Origin of the sequence: Polynucleobacter finlandensis, from assembly GCF_018881755.1 — a bacterium.
Lineage (GTDB): Bacteria > Pseudomonadota > Gammaproteobacteria > Burkholderiales > Burkholderiaceae > Polynucleobacter > Polynucleobacter finlandensis.
The window spans coordinates 1-18,669 of the sequence record NZ_JACVPS010000003.1; the positions used below are offsets into that span (position 1 = coordinate 1).

The 18,669-nt window shown below is 46.7% G+C and carries 22 protein-coding genes; 10 read left to right on the top strand and 12 right to left on the bottom strand.

What is annotated here, in order from left to right:
* Both ICN49_RS02205 and ICN49_RS02210 read right to left on the bottom strand, forming a co-directional pair.
* On the bottom strand, positions 1-165 hold a 165-nt coding region (locus ICN49_RS02205), incomplete at its 3' end, for a SulP family inorganic anion transporter (RefSeq protein WP_255535379.1).
* Positions 166-184: 19 nt separating this feature from the next.
* The gene (locus ICN49_RS02210; RefSeq protein ID WP_216165320.1) at positions 185-586 is read right to left on the bottom strand and encodes a DUF2177 family protein; all 402 of its coding nucleotides are present in this window, start codon (positions 584-586) and stop codon (positions 185-187) included.
* An 85-nt stretch (positions 587-671) separates the two neighbouring features.
* Between ICN49_RS02210 and ICN49_RS02215 the strand changes: the two genes are divergently transcribed.
* Positions 672-1,109: a universal stress protein gene (locus tag ICN49_RS02215; RefSeq protein WP_216165323.1), complete on the top strand. Its 438-nt coding sequence runs from the start codon at positions 672-674 to the stop codon at positions 1,107-1,109.
* A 78-nt stretch (positions 1,110-1,187) separates the two neighbouring features.
* Here ICN49_RS02215 and ICN49_RS02220 read toward each other — a convergent pair whose 3' ends face one another.
* Positions 1,188-2,651 (bottom strand): M23 family metallopeptidase, encoded by a 1,464-nt coding sequence (locus ICN49_RS02220; RefSeq protein ID WP_369411494.1) that lies wholly within the window; start codon positions 2,649-2,651, stop codon positions 1,188-1,190.
* A gap of 110 nt (positions 2,652-2,761) precedes the next feature.
* Entirely contained in the window at positions 2,762-3,688 is a 927-nt protein-coding gene (locus ICN49_RS02225) for a 3-hydroxyacyl-CoA dehydrogenase family protein (protein WP_216165328.1), read from the bottom strand.
* Positions 3,689-3,794: 106 nt separating this feature from the next.
* On the opposite strand from ICN49_RS02225, the gene ICN49_RS02230 reads away from it, so the two are divergent.
* The 3 genes from ICN49_RS02230 (at position 3,795) to ICN49_RS02240 (ending at position 7,046) form a co-directional block, all read left to right on the top strand.
* Positions 3,795-4,928, top strand: a complete 1,134-nt coding sequence (locus ICN49_RS02230) for a mandelate racemase/muconate lactonizing enzyme family protein (RefSeq protein ID WP_216165331.1) — start codon at positions 3,795-3,797, stop codon at positions 4,926-4,928.
* Between the two features lie 5 nt (positions 4,929-4,933).
* Positions 4,934-5,992 carry an Ldh family oxidoreductase gene (locus tag ICN49_RS02235; protein ID WP_216165334.1) on the top strand — a complete coding sequence of 353 codons (1,059 nt, stop codon included), beginning with the start codon at positions 4,934-4,936 and terminating at the stop codon, positions 5,990-5,992.
* 73 nt (positions 5,993-6,065) lie between these two features.
* Positions 6,066-7,046, top strand: a complete 981-nt coding sequence (locus ICN49_RS02240; protein ID WP_216165337.1) for a Bug family tripartite tricarboxylate transporter substrate binding protein — start codon at positions 6,066-6,068, stop codon at positions 7,044-7,046.
* Between the two features lie 28 nt (positions 7,047-7,074).
* On the opposite strand, the gene ICN49_RS02245 is transcribed toward ICN49_RS02240, so the two are convergent.
* From ICN49_RS02245 to ICN49_RS02260, 4 genes are read right to left on the bottom strand one after another with little or no spacing between them, the layout of a single operon-like run.
* Complete coding sequence (locus tag ICN49_RS02245) at positions 7,075-9,087, bottom strand: TRAP transporter permease (RefSeq protein ID WP_216165340.1); 2,013 nt, start codon at positions 9,085-9,087, stop codon at positions 7,075-7,077.
* A gap of 57 nt (positions 9,088-9,144) precedes the next feature.
* Positions 9,145-10,095 (bottom strand): TAXI family TRAP transporter solute-binding subunit, encoded by a 951-nt coding sequence (locus ICN49_RS02250; protein ID WP_216165343.1) that lies wholly within the window; start codon positions 10,093-10,095, stop codon positions 9,145-9,147.
* A gap of 30 nt (positions 10,096-10,125) precedes the next feature.
* Entirely contained in the window at positions 10,126-11,052 is a 927-nt protein-coding gene (locus ICN49_RS02255; protein WP_216165345.1) for a dihydrodipicolinate synthase family protein, read from the bottom strand.
* 12 nt (positions 11,053-11,064) lie between these two features.
* A complete protein-coding gene (locus tag ICN49_RS02260; protein ID WP_216165348.1) occupies positions 11,065-11,994 on the bottom strand; it encodes a 2-hydroxyacid dehydrogenase in 930 nt (309 codons plus the stop codon).
* Between the two features lie 83 nt (positions 11,995-12,077).
* Between ICN49_RS02260 and ICN49_RS02265 the strand changes: the two genes are divergently transcribed.
* Positions 12,078-13,019, top strand: a complete 942-nt coding sequence (locus ICN49_RS02265; protein ID WP_216165351.1) for a 3-hydroxyacyl-CoA dehydrogenase family protein — start codon at positions 12,078-12,080, stop codon at positions 13,017-13,019.
* On the opposite strand, the gene ICN49_RS02270 is transcribed toward ICN49_RS02265, so the two are convergent.
* Entirely contained in the window at positions 13,012-14,217 is a 1,206-nt protein-coding gene (locus tag ICN49_RS02270) for an MFS transporter (RefSeq protein ID WP_216165354.1), read from the bottom strand. The genes ICN49_RS02265 and ICN49_RS02270 overlap by 8 nt on opposite strands.
* A gap of 42 nt (positions 14,218-14,259) precedes the next feature.
* Between ICN49_RS02270 and ICN49_RS02275 the strand changes: the two genes are divergently transcribed.
* Positions 14,260-14,943 carry a cytochrome b/b6 domain-containing protein gene (locus tag ICN49_RS02275; protein ID WP_216165357.1) on the top strand — a complete coding sequence of 228 codons (684 nt, stop codon included), beginning with the start codon at positions 14,260-14,262 and terminating at the stop codon, positions 14,941-14,943.
* Here ICN49_RS02275 and ICN49_RS02280 read toward each other — a convergent pair.
* Positions 14,930-15,376 carry a c-type cytochrome gene (locus ICN49_RS02280; protein WP_216165360.1) on the bottom strand — a complete coding sequence of 149 codons (447 nt, stop codon included), beginning with the start codon at positions 15,374-15,376 and terminating at the stop codon, positions 14,930-14,932. The genes ICN49_RS02275 and ICN49_RS02280 overlap by 14 nt on opposite strands.
* A gap of 70 nt (positions 15,377-15,446) precedes the next feature.
* A complete protein-coding gene (locus ICN49_RS02285; protein ID WP_216165363.1) occupies positions 15,447-16,109 on the bottom strand; it encodes a site-2 protease family protein in 663 nt (220 codons plus the stop codon).
* A 28-nt stretch (positions 16,110-16,137) separates the two neighbouring features.
* On the opposite strand from ICN49_RS02285, the gene ICN49_RS02290 reads away from it, so the two are divergent.
* Genes ICN49_RS02290 through crcB form a run of 4 tightly spaced genes read left to right on the top strand, consistent with a single transcriptional unit; the run spans position 16,138 to position 17,667 of the window.
* The gene (locus ICN49_RS02290) at positions 16,138-16,305 is read left to right on the top strand and encodes a hypothetical protein (protein WP_216165366.1); all 168 of its coding nucleotides are present in this window, start codon (positions 16,138-16,140) and stop codon (positions 16,303-16,305) included.
* A 44-nt stretch (positions 16,306-16,349) separates the two neighbouring features.
* Positions 16,350-16,487 carry a hypothetical protein gene (locus tag ICN49_RS02295; protein ID WP_216165368.1) on the top strand — a complete coding sequence of 46 codons (138 nt, stop codon included), beginning with the start codon at positions 16,350-16,352 and terminating at the stop codon, positions 16,485-16,487.
* A gap of 12 nt (positions 16,488-16,499) precedes the next feature.
* The gene (ygiD, locus tag ICN49_RS02300) at positions 16,500-17,279 is read left to right on the top strand and encodes a 4,5-DOPA-extradiol-dioxygenase (protein WP_216165371.1); all 780 of its coding nucleotides are present in this window, start codon (positions 16,500-16,502) and stop codon (positions 17,277-17,279) included.
* Positions 17,280-17,289: 10 nt separating this feature from the next.
* Positions 17,290-17,667: a fluoride efflux transporter CrcB gene (gene crcB, locus ICN49_RS02305; protein ID WP_216165374.1), complete on the top strand. Its 378-nt coding sequence runs from the start codon at positions 17,290-17,292 to the stop codon at positions 17,665-17,667.
* A gap of 19 nt (positions 17,668-17,686) precedes the next feature.
* On the opposite strand, the gene ICN49_RS02310 is transcribed toward crcB, so the two are convergent.
* A complete protein-coding gene (locus ICN49_RS02310; protein ID WP_216165377.1) occupies positions 17,687-18,667 on the bottom strand; it encodes a Bug family tripartite tricarboxylate transporter substrate binding protein in 981 nt (326 codons plus the stop codon).
* Positions 18,668-18,669: the final 2 nt, after the last annotated feature.

An 18,669-nucleotide genomic window follows, 5' to 3' on the forward strand; every position in this document is an offset into this window, starting at 1 on the left:
GGCGGTGAAAATACCCGCCTCTGGTTTGAGTCCACTGGCGATTGCAAACGCCATAGCCAGTGGCAGAGCAACTACACCAACCGTAAGGCCCGCAAAGACATCCTTAGTAAACAGGGTGCGGTTATAACCCTTAAAGCAACTGAGAATTTTTGGCTCAAAGATCATCTAGGGATTGTCTGCCGATTTAGGAGGCTCGATTACCTATCCAATAGGCAAGGCTAGAGGCTACAGCGGTAACCAAGCTTCCCCAAGCAATATCAACGAATGCTAGGCGCGTTGGAAAATCACGAATCACGGCTAAGTTAGTGAGATCGTAAGTCATATAGCAAAACAGACCAAACAGTGCGCCGTACTGTAATGCGTAAAGCCAGGATTGTTTTGACAAGGCTGGAATGACAACAAAAATACACGCGCCAAGTGCATACAAAATATAGAAGCACAGGCCAGCCCAAAGTTTAGGCTCATTCGCCATCAGATCGCCCATATCGTCGCGATAGAGGTTTTTAGCGACTCCTAGTAGCCAGATTAAATCAATCGCAAGAAGGCTAAATAGAAACGTGAGGTAGACCAATAAATACCGGAGCAATTTTTACCCTTTGTACTTTTATAGCTTGATATTCAGTATTATGATGTAAAGAATGATTAAGTAGTCCAATTTAAAGGGAGTTGATATGTTTAAGCATTTATTAGTGCCTGTAGATGGTTCTGACGTCAGCAAGAAATCTTTAAAAAAGGTTGCCGAGCTTGCTAAGGCTGATGGTGCTGCAGTGACTTTGGTTTATGTATCTGATCCATTGCCTCCAATGGTCTACTCTGATAGCACTATGGCTTATGGTATCAGTGCAAAAGAACATACCAAGGCCTGTGATGCATTTGCGGCAGATGTATTTAAAAAATCACAAACGCAACTCGGTTCAGTAAAAGCGAAGACACTGCATATCAAGACTTCAAATTTGGCTGAAGGTATTTTGGATGGCGCCAAAAAAGCAAAAGTGGATGTTATCGTGATGGCTTCACATAAGCGTACTGGCATTAAGAGCATGCTCTTAGGTAGCGAAACTCACGAAGTTATTGTGCACTCCAAGTTGCCTGTTTTAGTGCTGGGATGATTGCTGTCGTGTCTCAATAGAATAGGGTCCATGAGGACCCTATTTTTTTATCTAGCCATTACTGAATTTTGCACTTAATCAAAGCTTCGGCGGGCTTCCCAGTAGCAAAATTTCTCGGGTGAGCTGACCACTTTCGTTATCGCGCATTGACCACAAATCCAATTGCATGCGCGGAGAGTATGGGTCTACGTATACACCATCTTTTCTAAGTTCAAAGTGAAGGTGTGGTCCAGTAGATCTGCCAGTAGATCCAACATAACCAATCTCAAGACCACGTCGAACTTCGTTACCTAAATCCAATTCAACGTTGTAATTACTTAAGTGGGCGTAATACGTTCGGTAGCCTCCGTCGTGCTCAAGAATGATGAGGTTGCCAAAGGCGCCGTTAAAGCCAAGATGAACCACTTTGCCATTTGCTACGCTAAATACAGGTGTGCCAATAGGCGCTGCATAGTCAATTCCCATATGGGCGCGGTAGCGTTGCTGGGGTACGGCTACAGGGGTTGTGGCATTGGTATTGGCAGCAATCTTAGTCGGCTTCTTGCGAGAGACTGGAACATTACCAACTCCGCGCGAGATGCGTCGATAGCTCAGAGGGTTAGTCCAGAAAGCGCGCTCAATGGCTTCCCCGCTACCAGTAAAGAAGCCACCGGGAATGTCATCTCGCTCGAGCCAGAACGCACTAGCAAATACTTCCTTATTACTTGGATCTAGAATTTCAGCGGCCCAAATTTGAGCCCAATGATCACGATCTCCGAAGTCGACCAGTAGGCGAACGACGCTGTTGGTATTTTCTAGTGAGTTGCTGTCTTCTGGGTAGATTTGTTTAATCAGTGAATTCAGTTCCCATACAAGCTCTACTGGTAACTTGTCGCCGACTTTGCGAGGATCATAAAGAATATCTCTTAAGGAAAGTTCAATTTCGGTGTAGCGTTTAGATTCATCTCTTAGATAGTCTTGTTGCACCAAGAAGCCGCCAGCGGAAGATGGAGTAAAAGTCCAAATCTCTGTTTTGCCATCCTGAGTTTGGCCATTCATGATGCTCAGAGAATCAAAGCGATTGCGGCTTCCTAAAGCAAGTGCATATGGAATGCAATTCCCACGCATGCGATCAAAGAAACTGCTGGTTTGATTTTTAAAGAACTCTGAAAACTGGGGGTTATCGATACCCAAATTAGCTGGCAAATTACTTTCGCTAAAGCTGCGGCGATAGCAACCCCGTTGCACGCGGTAATCTAGATTGCCGGCAGTATCGCCAACAAACTCATTAGCATCTTTGCGCTTAAAGAGTTCGGGGTTCAGGCTATTGGACTTCGATGACTTGCCAGCAGTGGGATCTTTAAAGCCCACGGATTTATTGCTAGATATGGTGGCCTTTTGACGAATCTGGGGAGCTTTTTTCTCGGCCGTTTTACTTGTTTGAGCTTGGCTTTCGCCAATTAGTCCTAGATTTGGAAATTGAACTGCCGCAAACAAAGAGATGCAAAAAGAGGCGCTGACAAAGATCAACTTTCCTCTAGTGAGGAGTTTGAAGTGGTTCACATGTAATTTCACTGGGTAATTATCTAATAATGTGAGCCCCGCCCCAGATATTTATGCTGTATCGCAACAATATGACCTACACCCCTTAGGTGTATTAGCTTGGTACTTTATTAACTTTCGTCTGGAGCCAGTTTGAGAACTTCGAAGGCTGCTTTTAGACGAATTTCGTAGTTCTGCTTCACCTTCGCAGCTTCGTCAGCTGGCCACTTCTTAAAGCCTTCGCCTTTGGCGATGCCGCTCTTACCAGCCTTTACTAAATCCATCACACAAGCAGGAGGGGCCGTGATGTTCGAAAGGGATGGGTAGATAACCTCGGCAGCTAATGTCATGCCTTCCCAGCCAGAAATTTCTTTTTGAGTCATCGGACCAACTGCGGCATAGCGAAAACCAAAGCTATAGCGAACAGCAGTATCAATGTCATCAGGAGTGGCGATGCCTTCTTGAACGAGCGAAAGCGCCTCACGCATGAGGGCATGCTGAATGCGATTTGCTAAAAATCCAGGAATATCTTTTTTAACCAAAACAGGTTTTTTGCCGTGGGCGCGATAGAACTCGCACACCTTCTCGGCCAAGGCTGGATCAGACTTTTCACCTAGTACCACTTCTACGAGTGGAACTACGTGGGCTGGCATAAAGTAATGCGCATTGAACATGCGATTCGCGGTAGTAAGTCCTTTTGCAATATCGCTAATCGGGAAGCCTGAGCTATTGCTACCAATCGGCACATGAGCTGGAACGCGTTTATCTAAATCCGCAAATAATTCCTTTTTAAGATCCATGCGCTCTGAAACAGTTTCAATGACAAAGTCAGTATCAGCCCAATCACTCCATCCCGCGATGGTTCCGCCAATCAACTGCCCACCAAGATCGCGCCATTTGAGATCAATCGCATCAGCACATGCTTCAACTGCTTTAAAGGTACCATCAGCCTTAGCTTGATCGCGGCCGAGAATAATCGTCTTTGCGCCATATGCCAAAAATCCAGCTGCGATACCAACGCCCATTGTGCCTGTGCCAATTACGACGACTTTGCTCATATCTATTCCATTAACCAAATTAGTTTGAACCTGAATTATTCCTTATTTAGGAATGCTCCGATGATTTAAATTCTAGATACAATCATTTTTTGATTAAGGAGCCCACATGCCTATCATCGAGTCCATACAAGTTGCCTCAGTTGCAGTGCCTTTGGATAAGGTCACTTCATTCTCAACTCGGACCGTCTCTGAGCGCCATTATTGTCTTGTGAAGGTGCGCGGCAAAGATGGCAATGAAGGTATTGGATTTTGCTATGTTGGCAGTGCAGGTGGCGATATTGCCAAAGTTGCTGTTGAGCAACTGCTAGCGCCAAAACTAATTGGCCAAAATAGTCATCGCAGTGAAGGCTTGTGGATGGATATGTACAACGAATCCATTTTGCAAGGTAGAACAGGCGCTGTCATGCGTGGCATCTCTATTTTAGATACGGCACTGTGGGATCTTAATGCGCGCTCCGCAAAACTGCCCTTGCATCACTACCTGGGTTCTGTCGTGGATGATCGCGTACCTGCTTATGCGAGTGGTGGCTATTACCTAGAAGGTAAGACTCCTGCGAAGTTAGGTAAGGAGATGGAGTCTTATGTGAAGCAAGGTTTTAAGGCTGTCAAAATGAAAGTGGGCCGTTTATCTCCTCGCGAAGAAGAAGCGCGCGTGAAAGCTGCTCGTCAGGCGGTTGGTGAAGATGTTCTGCTCACTCTAGATGCAAATAATGCATGGCGAGATTTACCGACTGCTCTTGAGTATGTTCGACGCTTTGAAGCTTATAACCCTTACTGGATTGAAGAACCGTTTTCTCCAGATGCGATTGATTTACATGCTGCCTTAGCTCGCCAAACCAAAATTAATGTGGCAACTGGTGAGATGGAAGCAGGGCGTTGGCGTTTTAGAGAATTGATTGATGCTGGCGGCGTAGCAATTTTGCAATCAGATGCAGCGGTATGCGGCGGCATTACTGAGTGGCGTCGTATCTCTGCTTATGCAGACCTCAAGGGCATTACGGTTTGCCCACACTGGATGCATGATTTGCACGCACCATTGGTGGCAGCGACACCTAATGCGCGTTTTGTAGAGTTCTTCTTGGACGATCAAGTGCTCAATTTCCGTAGACTGATTAACAAGCAGTTAACCTTTAAAAATGGTGATTTGATTTTGCACAAAACCCCTGGCCTGGGCTTTGAGTTTGATGAAGCCGCCATTAAAAAATATGCCGGTAAAGCGGCCTGGACCAAGATTGCATAAATAAGATGAGTACAGTCAAAACCATTTCTGTAGCAAAAGCAGAAGCATTTATTGCCCAAGTACTTTGTGCAGCAGGCGTTCCTGCAGGCGACGCACAGCAAGTGAGTAAGTTAATGGTGCGCTCCGATCTGGCTGGTGCAGATGGCCACGGCATCTTCCGCTTGCCTGCTTATATGAAACGGATTAAAGCTGGTGGGGCCAACCTACATCCTAAGATTGAGTTAGAAAAAGATCGTGGTGCATCAGGTTTGCTCAATGGAGATAACGCACTCGGTCATTTAGTCATGGCCAAATCAGTAGAACTTGCTGTAGAACGTGCACGCCAATTCGGAGTGGCTTGGATTGGTAGTCACCATGGCAACCACTCAGGCGCTGCCTCTGTTTATGTACGCATGATCGCCGAAGCCGGTCTGGTCGGGATATATATGGCGGTTGGCAATGCGAATCATATGGCCCCTTGGGGTGGTATCGATTTACTTCTATCGACCAATCCTATTGCGATTGCGGTGCCTGCCAAAAATCGCCCGATTGTTTTGTTGGATATGGCGACGACGGTTGCTGCTTACGGGAAGGTGAAACTAGCCGCTCAACGGGGTGAGCAAATGCCCGAAGGCTGGATGATGGATAAGCAGGGCAAGCCCTTGACGGATCCACAGCGCTCTAGTGAAGGCTCCTTGTTGCCGATTGGGGATTACAAGGGCTACGGTTTAGCTTTGATGGTGAGCTTGCTGGCGGGTTCTTTAAATGGTGCTGCTGCCGGCAAGGATACGATTGATTTCAATGCGCATCACGACCTGATAACCAATACAGGACAAGTTGTAATTGCAGTAGACCCATCTGCTTTTGGAGATGTCGATTTATTTTTAGAGCGGGTGACTAAGGTGGTCGAAGATATTGCCAATTCGACTAAGTTGCCGGGGGTTGAGCGCATTCATATACCTGGTGAGGGTGCTGCAGCTAGTTCTGCTAAACGTACTAAAGAGGGCATTCCGATCTCCCCTGAATTACTTGCTAGTCTCAATGCCTGCGCTACTGAGTGGGGCATCCCAGCTTTGGCTTTGTAAAGACTCGAGAAGCTGATAAGCTAGTTCTATAAAGTTGCAACAACACATTATAAAAAAGTAATAGGAGACTTAAATGAAGTTGTCATCCCTTGCGGCGCTGAGTCGTCGAATCATTATTGCCACCGCTTTCACAGTTGCTGCAAGCTCAAGCTTCGCCGCATATCCCGATAAGCCGATCAAGATGTTAATTGGTTATGCGCCTGGAAGCTCAACCGATATTGTTGGCCGCATGGTTGCACAGGACCTCAGCCTGCTATTGAAGCAGCCCATCATTGTTGAAAATCGCGGAGGGGCTGCCGGCAGCATAGCGGCTGATGCGGTTGCCAAAGCCACACCTGATGGCTACACCATACTGTTTGCGCAAAATGGCTTAGCGATTAACGTTGCTGCTAATCCTAAACTACCATTCAATGGCATGAAGGATTTGATTCCAGTGGTAGGTGTTTCTGCTACACCGCATATTCTGATTGTGAATAATAATTCGCCCATCAAAAATGTTGCTGAATTACTTGCTGATTTAAGAGCCAATCCAGGTAAGCGGAGTTTTGCTTCTTCAGGGATTAGTAATTCGGACCATATGGCTGGTGAACTATTTCTATCCTTGACCAATACCCAGGCTATTCATGTGCCCTACAAAGGCGGCTCTCCTGCGGCGACTGATGTACTTGGCGGTCAAATCGATTTCTATTTCGCTGGAATGCCAGTGGGTTATCCGTTGTACAAGGCTGACAAAGTTCGCGCGCTGGCAGTGACTAGCAAGCATCGCTTTAGTGGTACGCCTGAGTTACCAACAATCTTGGAGTCTGGGGTTACTGAATACGATATGGCTTTGTGGCAAGGCGTTTTTGTGCCTGCAGGAACGCCTAAGGATGTAATGAGCACCCTAACTGCTGGAGTGCTTAAGGTATTGGATACCCCAGAAATGAAAGACCGCTTCATTAAAGCCGGCGTACAAATTGCGCCACTAAATCAAGCGCGCTTTAGTGATTTATATTTCTCAGACATCACTCGCTGGAAGCGAGTGATGGAGAAATCAAATATTAAGTTGGACTGATTGAGGCTAACAAACTACTGCTTAATTCTTATGCAGTAGTTTGTTTTGACTTTAAGTGAGTAATGGTTTGGGTAATCAGCACCAGGCCAAACCCAATAAATCCAAGTAGATCTGCTTCAGTTGATGGATAAGCCAATGCTACTCCGGCGATCACCATGATGACGCGTTCAAAGAGTTTGGTTTTTTCAATAAACCATCCCTGAAGCCCGCCTGCCAAACAGATAATGCCAACTACCGCTGTAAATGAAGTCCAGGCAATTTGCATCCAATCTGCTTGAGCTAGGGCATCCATTGAGCCCATCAATAGGAGTCCTGTGCCCGATTGATCCAACACAAACATGAATGGCACCAAGATTGCGGGTGCAACATATTTCCACGTCTGCAAGGTCGTCTTATAGGGATTGCCTTTACATATTGCCGCCGCCGCAAACGGAGAGAGTGCTGTTGGAGGGGATACCTCAGAAAGAACAGCGTAATAGAAGATGAACATATGAGCTGCAAATGCTGGCACACCTAAATTAATGAGGGCTGGAGCTGCGATCACTGCGCAAATAATGTAAGAGGCAGTGACTGGTACCGCAAGACCTACAACCCACACAACTAGAGCTGTAAAGATAGTTGTCAATAAGAGCGAGCCACCTGCGTACTGAATAACTATTGAGCTGAACTTCAGACCCAGACCGGTTAAGGTTACTGTTCCCACAATTAGGCCGGCACCTGCACAAGTTGCTGCAATGGCGAGAACGCTGGTCGAACCATTGGCCAAGGCTTTTGTGAGGTTAGAATTATAGAGACCTGAGATAAGAGGTTCCTTGCCCTTGAACCATACCCAAGGAATGATCGCCGTATCTTCGCGCAACATGCTGGAGGCAGCTGAAACCATCGTTGCCCAAAATACAGACATGGTTGGAGAGAATCCCATCAACATGAAAATCACAATCGAGATCAATGAGAAAAAGTGGAACCAGTATTTTTTAGTGAGCTGCCATGCAGTTTCGGTTGCCTTGAAGTGAATGTTTTTCATCCCATATTTACGAACATCGATTTCAACCATGACAAATAAACCGAGGTAGAAAAGGATGGTTGGAATGGTGGCCATCAAAAGTACATCTAAATACGAAATCTTCAAGAAGTCTGCAATCAGGAATGCAGCCGCCCCAAGTACTGGAGGTGAAATAATCGCACCTAAGCCGCCTGCAGCCAACAAGCCACCTGCTGCATTTCTTTCGTAACCGACTTTTTCAAGCATGGGAGCCGCCACAGAACCCACGGTAACCGTAGTGGCTACCCCGGATCCTGATGGGCCGCCCAATAAGAATGATGACAGCACGATGGTTCTGCCAACCCCAGAAGACTTGCCACCCATAGCAGCGAAAGAGAAGTCGATAAAGAATTTACCTGCACCAGTAAATTGCAAGAAGGCGCCAAAGATTGTAAATAAAATGATCAAGGTAGCAGACACATCTACCGCGGTACCGTAGATGCCCTCAAGTGTCATGTACATATAGCCAACTAGACGGTCAAGGTCATAACCTTTATGTGTCCAGGGTGCCGGCAGGTAATTGCCGAAGAGGGCGTAGAGCAGAAATAAAACAGTAACACCTACCAAAATCATGCCATTTGTTCTTCTCACGGCTTCAAGAATCATGAGGATGAGGCAGATGCCTACAAAGACATCCATGTGATTTGGAAAGGTATTTCTATCAAATAATGCATCCCCAGCATTGAGAATGTAATACGCAATGGCAACAGAGCCGATGGCAATCAATACATCCCACCACATGAGGCGGTTTTTGAAACTGGCAGCAATCGGGAAGCTGAGGAACACGAGGAATAGCACTAGCGCTACGTGTATCACTCTGAGTTCTTGGGTGGGGACAATCGAATAAGCCGCATATAAATGAAAGAGAGACATCCCAACTGCCACCAGAGTAATGAACTTAGCGAGCATTCCCTTGTAGTCATTAGAGTCACCCTCCTCCTGCTTAATGAAAGCGTCTAATTGCGCTTGCGTTTCGTTATCAATTACATTTTCACTCATGTCTCAGCCCAATTTTCTATTTTTTATGGTGATGCTGCATAGCCCTTACGAGCCTTGTTAATTTACTTTTATGTTCTTTTCCTTGAAGTATTTCAAGGCTCCAGGGTGAAAGATAATCGGTGTTGATTGCTGCTTTTGATTCTCAAGGTGAACGTTTCTGTATTCCTGATGGGTGCGAACCAGTTCTGCTTGATTCTCAAAAATAGCTTTCACAATTTTGTAGGCCTGGTCATCAGGCATGCTCGCGCTTACTACCAAAATATTTGCTACGGCAGATACCTTGTTATCTTTAGTCATGCCGCTATAAGTGGCCTTCGGAATCACCGTAGTGAAGTAGAGGTTGCCGTACTTCTTATTCATGCTGGCAACTTGTTCATTGGTGTCGATCATAATAATTTTGGTGCCGGGCGTATTGGCTAAGTCTGTAACGCCGGCTGTTGGTAATCCACCTACCCAGAAGAACGCATCAATCTTGCGATCTTTAATAGCGTTAACAGATTCAGCAACACTTAAGCGCTCACGCTTTACATCTTTATCTTTATCGAGCCCAGCTGCCTCAAGTAGACGAAATGCCATTACTTCAGTTGCACTACCGGGAGCACCAGTACTAATGCGTTTGCCCTTGAGATCTGCCATTGTTTTTACGCCAGCACCCTCAACGCTAACAACGTGCATGAGGTTTGGATAGAGTACTAACAGCGTACGAAGATCCACCTTTCTACCTGCAAACTTATCTTGTCCGTCTTGAGCATCTTTTGCTGCATCAGCCATGACAAAGCCAACGTAAGGTTTTCCAGTGCCAATGAGGTTGAGGTTGTCCACTGAACCACCAGTCACTTCGGCGGTTGCAGACATGCCAGGAACTTTACTGGAGAGTACTGATGCAAGGCCGCCGCCCATTGGGTAGTAAACGCCGCCTGTACCACCCGTCGCAATAGAAATATTTTGGGCTTGCGCGCCACCACACAGCAGGGCAAGCGATAGAGCAATCATTTTTATAAATTTCATTTTCGTGTCTCCTATTGGATTGAGTCTTAATTAAAGGCCGGGCATGCTGAAGTTGATTTTTTGAAGTTCGCTTAATAATTTAGCTTGTTGATCTGCATTCAACTGCATGAGCGGCGGACGCACTCTAAGCCATTCAGAATTCTTGCTGAAATGCGCAACAGCAGTTTTCATGCCGGCAATCATTTGGTACTGGGCAAACACGGCGCGCACTTTGTCTAAGTCAGCCTGTTTTTGATCGGCATCAGCTGCCTGCCAATTTGCTGCTAGATCTGCAATAGCCTTTGGATTAACGTTTGCTGTTGCAGAGATGCAACCAACACCGCCAGCGCGTAAAGTGCGCATCAAGAAAGTTTCACTGCCAGCATAGACACGGAAGCCAGATGGAGCCAAGAGTTTAATAACGGATTCGGTGTAAGCCCAATCACCGGAGCTATCTTTCATGCCTACTACTGTATTTGGATACTCTTTTACCAAGCGCTCTAACAAAGAGAGGCTCAAAGTAATTTTGGTAACAGGCGGAATGTTGTAAATGTAGACCTGTAATGCCGCATTACCCACTTTTTGAATGACTTCAGAGTAATAGGCAAAGAGACCATCATCGGTAATATCTTTGTAATAGAAGGGCGGCAACATTAATACGCCAGCGCATTTGAGGTTAACTGCGTGACTGGTCATGTTGACCGTGCCATCGATTGATGTCGCTCCAGTGCCAGGCATCATATGAGCAGGATTGAGTCCGCCCTCAATCAGCGCTGTTAATGTGCTGATTTTTTGGCGAGCAGACATCGAGTTCGCTTCTGAGTTTGTGCCAAACACTGCTTGGCCAACGCCATTTGCTTCCAGCCACTGACATTGTTTTAGTAGAGCCTTGTTATCAGGGCTGCCGTCTGCATTAAAAGGCGTCAGTACAGGGGAAAGAACTGCTGGCAATGTAGAAGGGTGCAAAGTGATGGTCATGCTAACTCCAGGTTAATTTGGTACTTCAGTAAGAAGTGGCTGTTGGTTAAAGAAGGCTTCTAAATTATCTACGGCTAAGTTGGTCATGGCTATTCGGGTTTCCGAAGTGGCGCTGCCAATATGTGGCGTTAGTAGAACATTATCTAGACTTAGGAAGGCTGGATTCGGGTTGGGTTCATTGTCGAACACATCAAGCGCAGCACCAGCAATTCTTTTATGCTGCAGTGCATATAAAAGTGCCTGCTCATCTACGACACTTCCGCGGGCAATATTAATCAAGAAAGAGCTGGGGCCAAGCGCCTCCAAAATTTCCGTGTTCATGATTTTGTCGGTGGCTGAGCTGGCAGGACAAGCTAAGAACAGAATGTCAGATTCTTTTGCCAGATCTTTCACATTGGCGATGAAGCGGTATGGCACTGGTTTTTTAGAGGGGCCGCTGTAGATGATTTCTACCTTAAAGGGCTCGAGCCGTTTTGCAAGATCTTGCCCGATACGACCCATGCCTAAAATACCGACCTTTTTGCCGGCCAAAGTGGTGGTTAAGGGAAAGAGTCCTTTAGACCACTCCCCGCTTTTCAGAAATTCTTGGGATTGGGGTAGGCGACGTATGAGGCTGAACATCATGCCAATAGCCAGTTCGCAGACTGCATCATTTAAGACGCCAGGGGTATTGGTGGCTTTAATGCCTGCTTCCTTAAGGTAGCCCAAGGGTAGGTTGTCGTAACCTACTCCGCAGGTCGTCACCAGACGCATGCTGGGGATTTGTTTGACCAGGGCTTCAGGTAGCTTGGTGTTAGAGCGTACCAAAATGGCTTGGAAATTACCTACTGGTGCCGGTGCATTAGGATCTAAGAGGCAGGTAGGGCTAAAGCGGCGATTAATTTCCGCCTGCATGAGGTCGGGGAAATATCCGACCTGCAGTACCGAATTGACTGGGATCATGTCTCACTTACTTTTTTATTGAAATAATGTTCACATTGTAAGTGGATTTGTAATCCACTTTTACACTTTTAGGAGAAATCGAGATGTTGTTTACCCCAGCTGAAACTAAGGTAGTGATTGTAGGAGGCGGCACCATGGGTGCTGACGTGGCAGCTGTATGCGCTCGTGGTGGCTGTGCTGTTCAAGTGGTTGAACTCACAACGGAGCGACGTGCCCTGTTACCGGATTATTTTGCCAATACCTTGGCCGATTTGGGGTATGAACATCGTACGCATTTGTTATCGGTTGCCGGTACGCTTGAAGAGGTGGATTGGTCTGATGTTGACTTAGTAATTGAGTGCGTGCCTGAGCGGGTCGATATCAAGCAACAACTCTTTGCAAAACTCGAGCAGCTTGCTAAACCTGAGACTGTGTTAGCAAGCAACAGCTCTAGCTTTCCGATCAGCGAAATTGCCAAGGGGTTAAAAACATCTGCACGAATGATTGGCCTACACTTTTTTATGCCAGCGCATTTGGTGCCTTGCGTTGAAGTAGTTTATGGCGAGAAGACCTCTCCCATGGTCGGTGAGAGCTTGTCACGTTTGATGACGGCGTGCGGCATGGTGCCCGTCACTGTAAAGAAAGACTTGCCAGGTTTCTTGGCTAATCGCTTACAACATGCCTTATCTCGTGAAGCATTTGCCATGGTTGATGCTGGCATAGCAAGTCTTGAAGATATTGATAAGGCGGTGCGCTTTGGTTTTGGCTTCCGATACTTAGCTGCCGGTCCTGTGATGCAGCGTGATCATGCGGGACTTGAGGTCCATGGCGCTGCGGGCGCAAGTATTTACCCATCACTGAATAACTCTCCTAATATTGCTAAGTGTTTGAGTGAGAGAGTGGCTAGCGGTAAGCTGGGTATGAAAACCGGAGAAGGATTTTTCCCTTGGACATCCGAGACGATCAAGGCAGAGCGTAAGCGTTATGACAGTTTGTTGCGCGCTGGTTTGAAACTCATTCAGAAAGAGTTGCCAGAAATTAAGTAATGTCTTGGATGTGAAATTTGCGTAGATGAGGCGCCAACTTATAGGTAATCAAAACGATACCTACGGTTGCAATCCCACCAAAAATAATGGATGGCACAAGACCCATGAGGCTGGCAGCAATGCCAGACTCTAGGGCGCCCAATTCATTTGATGAGCCAATAAAAATCCCATTGATGGCGCTAATGCGACCGCGCATGTGATTTGGAGTGGTCAATTGCACAATGCTGCTGCGAACCACTACGGAGATCGAATCGCAGCAGCCCGAGATAAACAGGAAGAATGCACAAATCCAGAGGTTTGTGGATAAGCCAAATCCCACTATCGCCAAACCAAACCCAGCAACGGACAGAAGGAGATATTTGCCTGAGTCGCTGAGGATTGGGTGACTAGCCAAGTAAAGACCCATCAATACCGATCCAGCAGCAGGTGCAGCCCTCAGAATCCCCAGCACTTCCGGTCCGGCATGCAAGACCTCGCTAACAAAGGCGGGCAGAATGGATACCGCACCTCCGAACAGCACTGCAAACATATCGAGCGCCATAGTGCTCAGGATCAAATCATGTTTTTTAACGTAGTCAAATCCCTCCATGAAACTTTTTAAGAAATGGGTGGGTTGATCTGAGGATTTCTCTTGCTGCGCTTTGATCAGTGTTACGCCATAAAGGCTGACGAGGCCGCACACGGCGGCTAGGGCATAGGTCCAAGTTAGACTAGTAAAGCCAATCATGAGGCCACCCAGTCCAGGGCCTGCAACTACACAGATTTGAAAAGAGGCATTTGCATAACCCATGTATTTGGTGAGCTGATCGCGCGGAATAATTTGCCCAAAGAGCGCTTGATAGGAGGGGCGCAGTAGGGCTCTTGCGACGCCAATCAAGCCAACAGCTGTGTAGATCAACGGTACTGGCGGAGATAGCCAGCCCAATGCAATCGCAGTCAAAAACAAAGCCACCAGAATGTGGATGGTCGATGCAATTGCGGAAATCAGCTTGCGCGAGTAGTGATCAACCGCATGCCCTGAGTAAAGCGCCAAGGCAAAGTAAGGAACAAGCTCAGCAAGCCCAATGAGGCCAAGCGAAATAACACTGTGAGTAATCTCGTAAAGATGCCACCCAACTGCGACCATCATGATTTGATAGCTCAGAGTTGCGCCAATGCGGTAGAGCAACAGGGTTCGAAAGGCTTTGCTGGTTTTCATGAATTCCCTTCAGTTTAAGGGATTGTGTTTTATTCTATTGGTATGAAGAAAATCATTCGAATCTGGGACTTGCCCATCCGCCTCTTTCATTGGCTCTTGGTCATCTGCATCATTGGCAGCATTATCAGCGTCAATATTGGCGGAAACGCAATGCAATGGCATGGCTATTTTGGTTACTCTATTTTTACTTTAGTGCTCTTCAGAATTGTGTGGGGCTTAGTAGGATCGACCCATGCGCGTTTTGCAAACTTCATTCCCAGCAAAACGACTTTATTAAATCATTTGAGTGGTAAATCTAAGGCCGTCTTGGGGCATAACCCCTTAGGTGCTTTATCGGTATTGGCGCTAATATTGGCCTTATTGATTCAGACGATCACGGGTTTATTTTCTGATGATGAAATTGCCTTCCAGGGTCCGCTAGCTAAATATCTATCGGAAGCTGCTGTGAGCATTTTCTCTGAAATTCACGAAGCGAATTCAGGTTTGATTTATGGATTGATTGCACTTCATCTCGCAGCTATTTTTTATTATCAAAAAATCAAAGGCGAAAATTTAATTAAGCCAATGTTGGTAGGCGATAAAGAAATTGACCCAAGCGAGGAGGCTAAATACTCACCTACTGACTTGGGCCAAGCTTCCAAAGATGGAGGTTTGCAACGTGGCTTAGCTTTGTTCTTGCTAAGCGTGATTGCGGTAGTGGTTGGTTACTTGATTACTTCTTCTTAAAGTCATCATGGCAGCCCTTACAGGTTTGCCCAGTAGCCCCAAATGCTTTTTTAATGCTCTCTAAGTCGCCTGATTGCGCGGCTGTATTGAGATTAGCTGCAGCTAACTGCATTTTTTCTGCAGCACTTTTGAATTTGTCGCTCTCTGACCAGACTTCTGATTTTGCTTTGCCACCTTCTGTACCTGGACCAAAAGCTTGCCATGGCAAAGTAGACATCATCGCAACGATGGCCGCGTTCTTAGCAACCTCATCTTTATTGTATGGAGCCTCACCTTTTACTACGGCGCCGATGCGTCCAAAGTGGGTGCCAATGACGGTCATGACGCTCTGACGATAATCTGTTGCTTTTTCTGCATTTTGAAATTGGGCAAATGCAGCGCCGCTCATAGTGATCAATGCTGCTGCGCTTAAAACGATGCTTCGTAATTTCATGAATGGTCTCCGTGGGTTTGTTTGGGCTACTTAGAGTCAGCATATCCCAGAACAAACTTTCTTGCAGGCGCTAGAAAATCATGCGCAAAGGGCTGGTCAGAAGCAAGATGAGCCATTCAAAGAAAGCCATCAAAGGTGTCATCCACAAACTCCCAATAACACCGGTAAAGACTAAGCCCAGCACGATAAAGAATCCCCAGGGCTCTAGTCTGCCTAAAGCAATGGACTGGCGGGCAGGTAATAAGCCTGCAAGAATGCGTCCGCCATCTAGCGGGGGCAATGGGAATAGGTTGAAGACTAGTAAGCCAAGATTCCAAGAAATACCCGCTTGCGACATGGAAATAAGAAATTTTTCGTTTATTCCTAGGCCTACTAGGACGATCAGCAAAATGAGCCAAATAAGTGCCTGCACGAAATTGGAGCCTGGTCCAGCAAGTGCCACCCAGATGGAGTCGATTCTGGGATTACGCAGGCGCCCAAAGTTCACTGGTACTGGTTTGGCATAGCCGACCAGAAAGGGGGATCCCGTCAGAATGAGTGCTAGCGGAATCAGAATGGTCCCCACCGGATCAATATGTTTGGCGGGGTTAAGGCTAACCCTGCCTAGGGCATAGGCCGTGTTATCCCCAAACTTACGGGCCGCATAGCCGTGGGCCGCCTCATGGATCGTGATGGCAAAAATCAGGGGAATCGCATTAATGGCGACAGCTTGGATAGAATAGTCAGTAATCATGGCAATATGATATCTATAGGAGCAAATTGTGACTGACGAAAAGAAACCTGAATCAAAAAACCCGGCTAAACCTGTTGTGGCTAAGCCGCCAGCACGTCCAGCAGCACCAAAAGGCCCTTCAGGCCCAGGGGGACGCCCTCAAGCAGGCTTTGGCGGTGGAAAAGCCATGATGCGCAAGGCTGGCCGCGGCCGATAGTGGATAATTCAGGGATTAATTAATGCGTTTAACGAGGATTTAGCATGAATGAATGGCACAACGAACCGAAATCAGAAATCAACAAAAAGATCATTACATTGATCGTGATGTTGGCGGCTGCTACTAGCTTAGCTATTTTGTTTGCATTAGTTGCAGCGCACACTGGTTACGTATTCGGCTAATACCAGTTATTCATGACTAGCCATCGCCAACCTGCAGTATTTGCTGGCCATGGCAGTCCTATGTATGCCCTCGAGCCCAATCGCTATACAGCGGCTTGGACTCATTTAGGTAAATCGCTCAAGCGCCCAGATGCTATTTTGGTTATCTCGGCGCATTGGGTTACCCGAGGCGTTTGGGTTACCGCCATGCCCAAACCAAAAACAATTCATGACTTTGGCGGCTTCCCACAAGCCCTGTTTGATATTGAGTACCCCGCGCCAGGGAGTCCTGCGTTAGCTGAGCGCGTAAAAGAATTATTAAGTGTTCCAGTGGTGATGGAGGAGAACGAGTGGGGTATCGACCATGGTGCTTGGTCCGTACTCAAATACCTTTACCCTGATGCTGATGTCCCTGTTGTGCAGTTAAGTTTAGATGGCTCCATGTCTGCTCGCGAGCACTACGAATTAGCCAAACAATTGCGCCCATTGCGCGATGAAAATATCCTGATATTAGCCAGTGGCAATGTTGTACACAATCTGCGAACCATTCATTGGCAAGACGGCGCTCAGCCTTTTCCATGGGCTACAGAGTTCAACGATTTTTTTGTATCTGAAATGAATGCCAATCACCATGAGACATTGATTGATTGGGAGTTGGTTGGTGATGCGGCGCATTTGTCTATACCTACTCCAGAGCATTACTGGCCCGCTTTGTATATGCTTGCTTTACAGTCTGAGGGTGAGCATGCCAAGGTATTGGTTGACGGAATCGAAATGAGTTCCATTGGCATGTTGAGCTTTTCTATTCAATAGAGTGATTCATATGTGGCTATCTATCCTTGCAATCTTTTTTGGCGCCGGCTTAGGGGCACTTCTGCGTGCCGGCTTTAATCTCTTGACTGTGGGTTTTGCATCAGTGATTCCGATGGGTACTTTGCTATCAAATTTAGTTGGCGGTTACTTGATTGGTATTGCGGTAGCGTACTTTGGCAATAATCCTACCCTCTCTCCGGAGTGGCGCTTATTGGTGATTACGGGATTTCTTGGGGGACTCACCACCTTCTCAAGTTTTTCTGCTGAGGTAGTTGCGTTTATGCAGCGTGGTGAGATTACTTGGGCGCTTGGTACAGCACTGGTTCACCTGATTGGGTCCCTGGCGCTTACTTTTTTAGGTATTTTGACTTACCAAGCCCTGAAGTAAGAAAAACCAATGCCAGAAATTATTCTGGCTTGATATTGGCTGTCTTCACAACAGCACTCCACTTGGCAGATTCTGATTTGATGAGTGTTGCGAAATCAGCCGGCGTGCCACCACCAATTTCATTGCCTTGAGACAGCATGAGCTCTCGCAGTTGTGGATCTTTCAGCGCTTCATTTGCTGCGGCATTGAGCTTATCAATAATTGCTTTAGGCGTCCCTTTAGGGGCAATTAATCCCTGCCAGTTCAGCACTTCTACCTTGGGATAGCCCACTTCAGCAAAACTTGGAATATTGGGGAGTAGTGGCGAACGTTTCTTGCTAGTGATGGCAATAGCGCGGAGTTTGTCAGCCTTAATGCTGGGCATTGCAGAGTACATTTGATCAAACATCATCGTGACATTGCCCGCCATCAAATCTGTCAGGCCTGCTGAACCACTCTTGTATGGCACATGAATCATATCGATCCCTGCACTTTGTTTGAATAACTCTGCAGAGAGTTGATGACTGCCACCAATGCCGCCAGAAGAGAAAGTGAGTACACCAGGCTTCGCCTTAGCGGCATCCACAATCTCTTTCACCGTCTTGTATGACGATGCTGGATTGACAACCAAAACTAGCGGACCCTTTTCAATTAAAACGATCGGTGTGAGGTCGACCTCTGGGTCGTAACGTAAATTACCAAAGAGGGTTTTATTTACAGCCATCGGGGCAAAGTTGCCCATGCCAATGGTGTAGCCATCTGGCGCCGCTCTGGAGATAAATTCTGTACCGATATTCCCGCCAGCCCCAGGTTTGTTATCCACAATGATGGGTTGATTCAAGATCACACTCATCTTTTGAGCAATCTGCCGACTACGCGAATCTGCTCCGCCACCTGCGCCATAAGGAACAATAAAATTAATCGGTTTGTTGGGATAGCTAGCTTGAGCGTGAGCGTTGGATATCCCTAATAGAGTGATACAGAAAACGGCTAGGTGACCTGCAATCCATTTGAAATTCATAA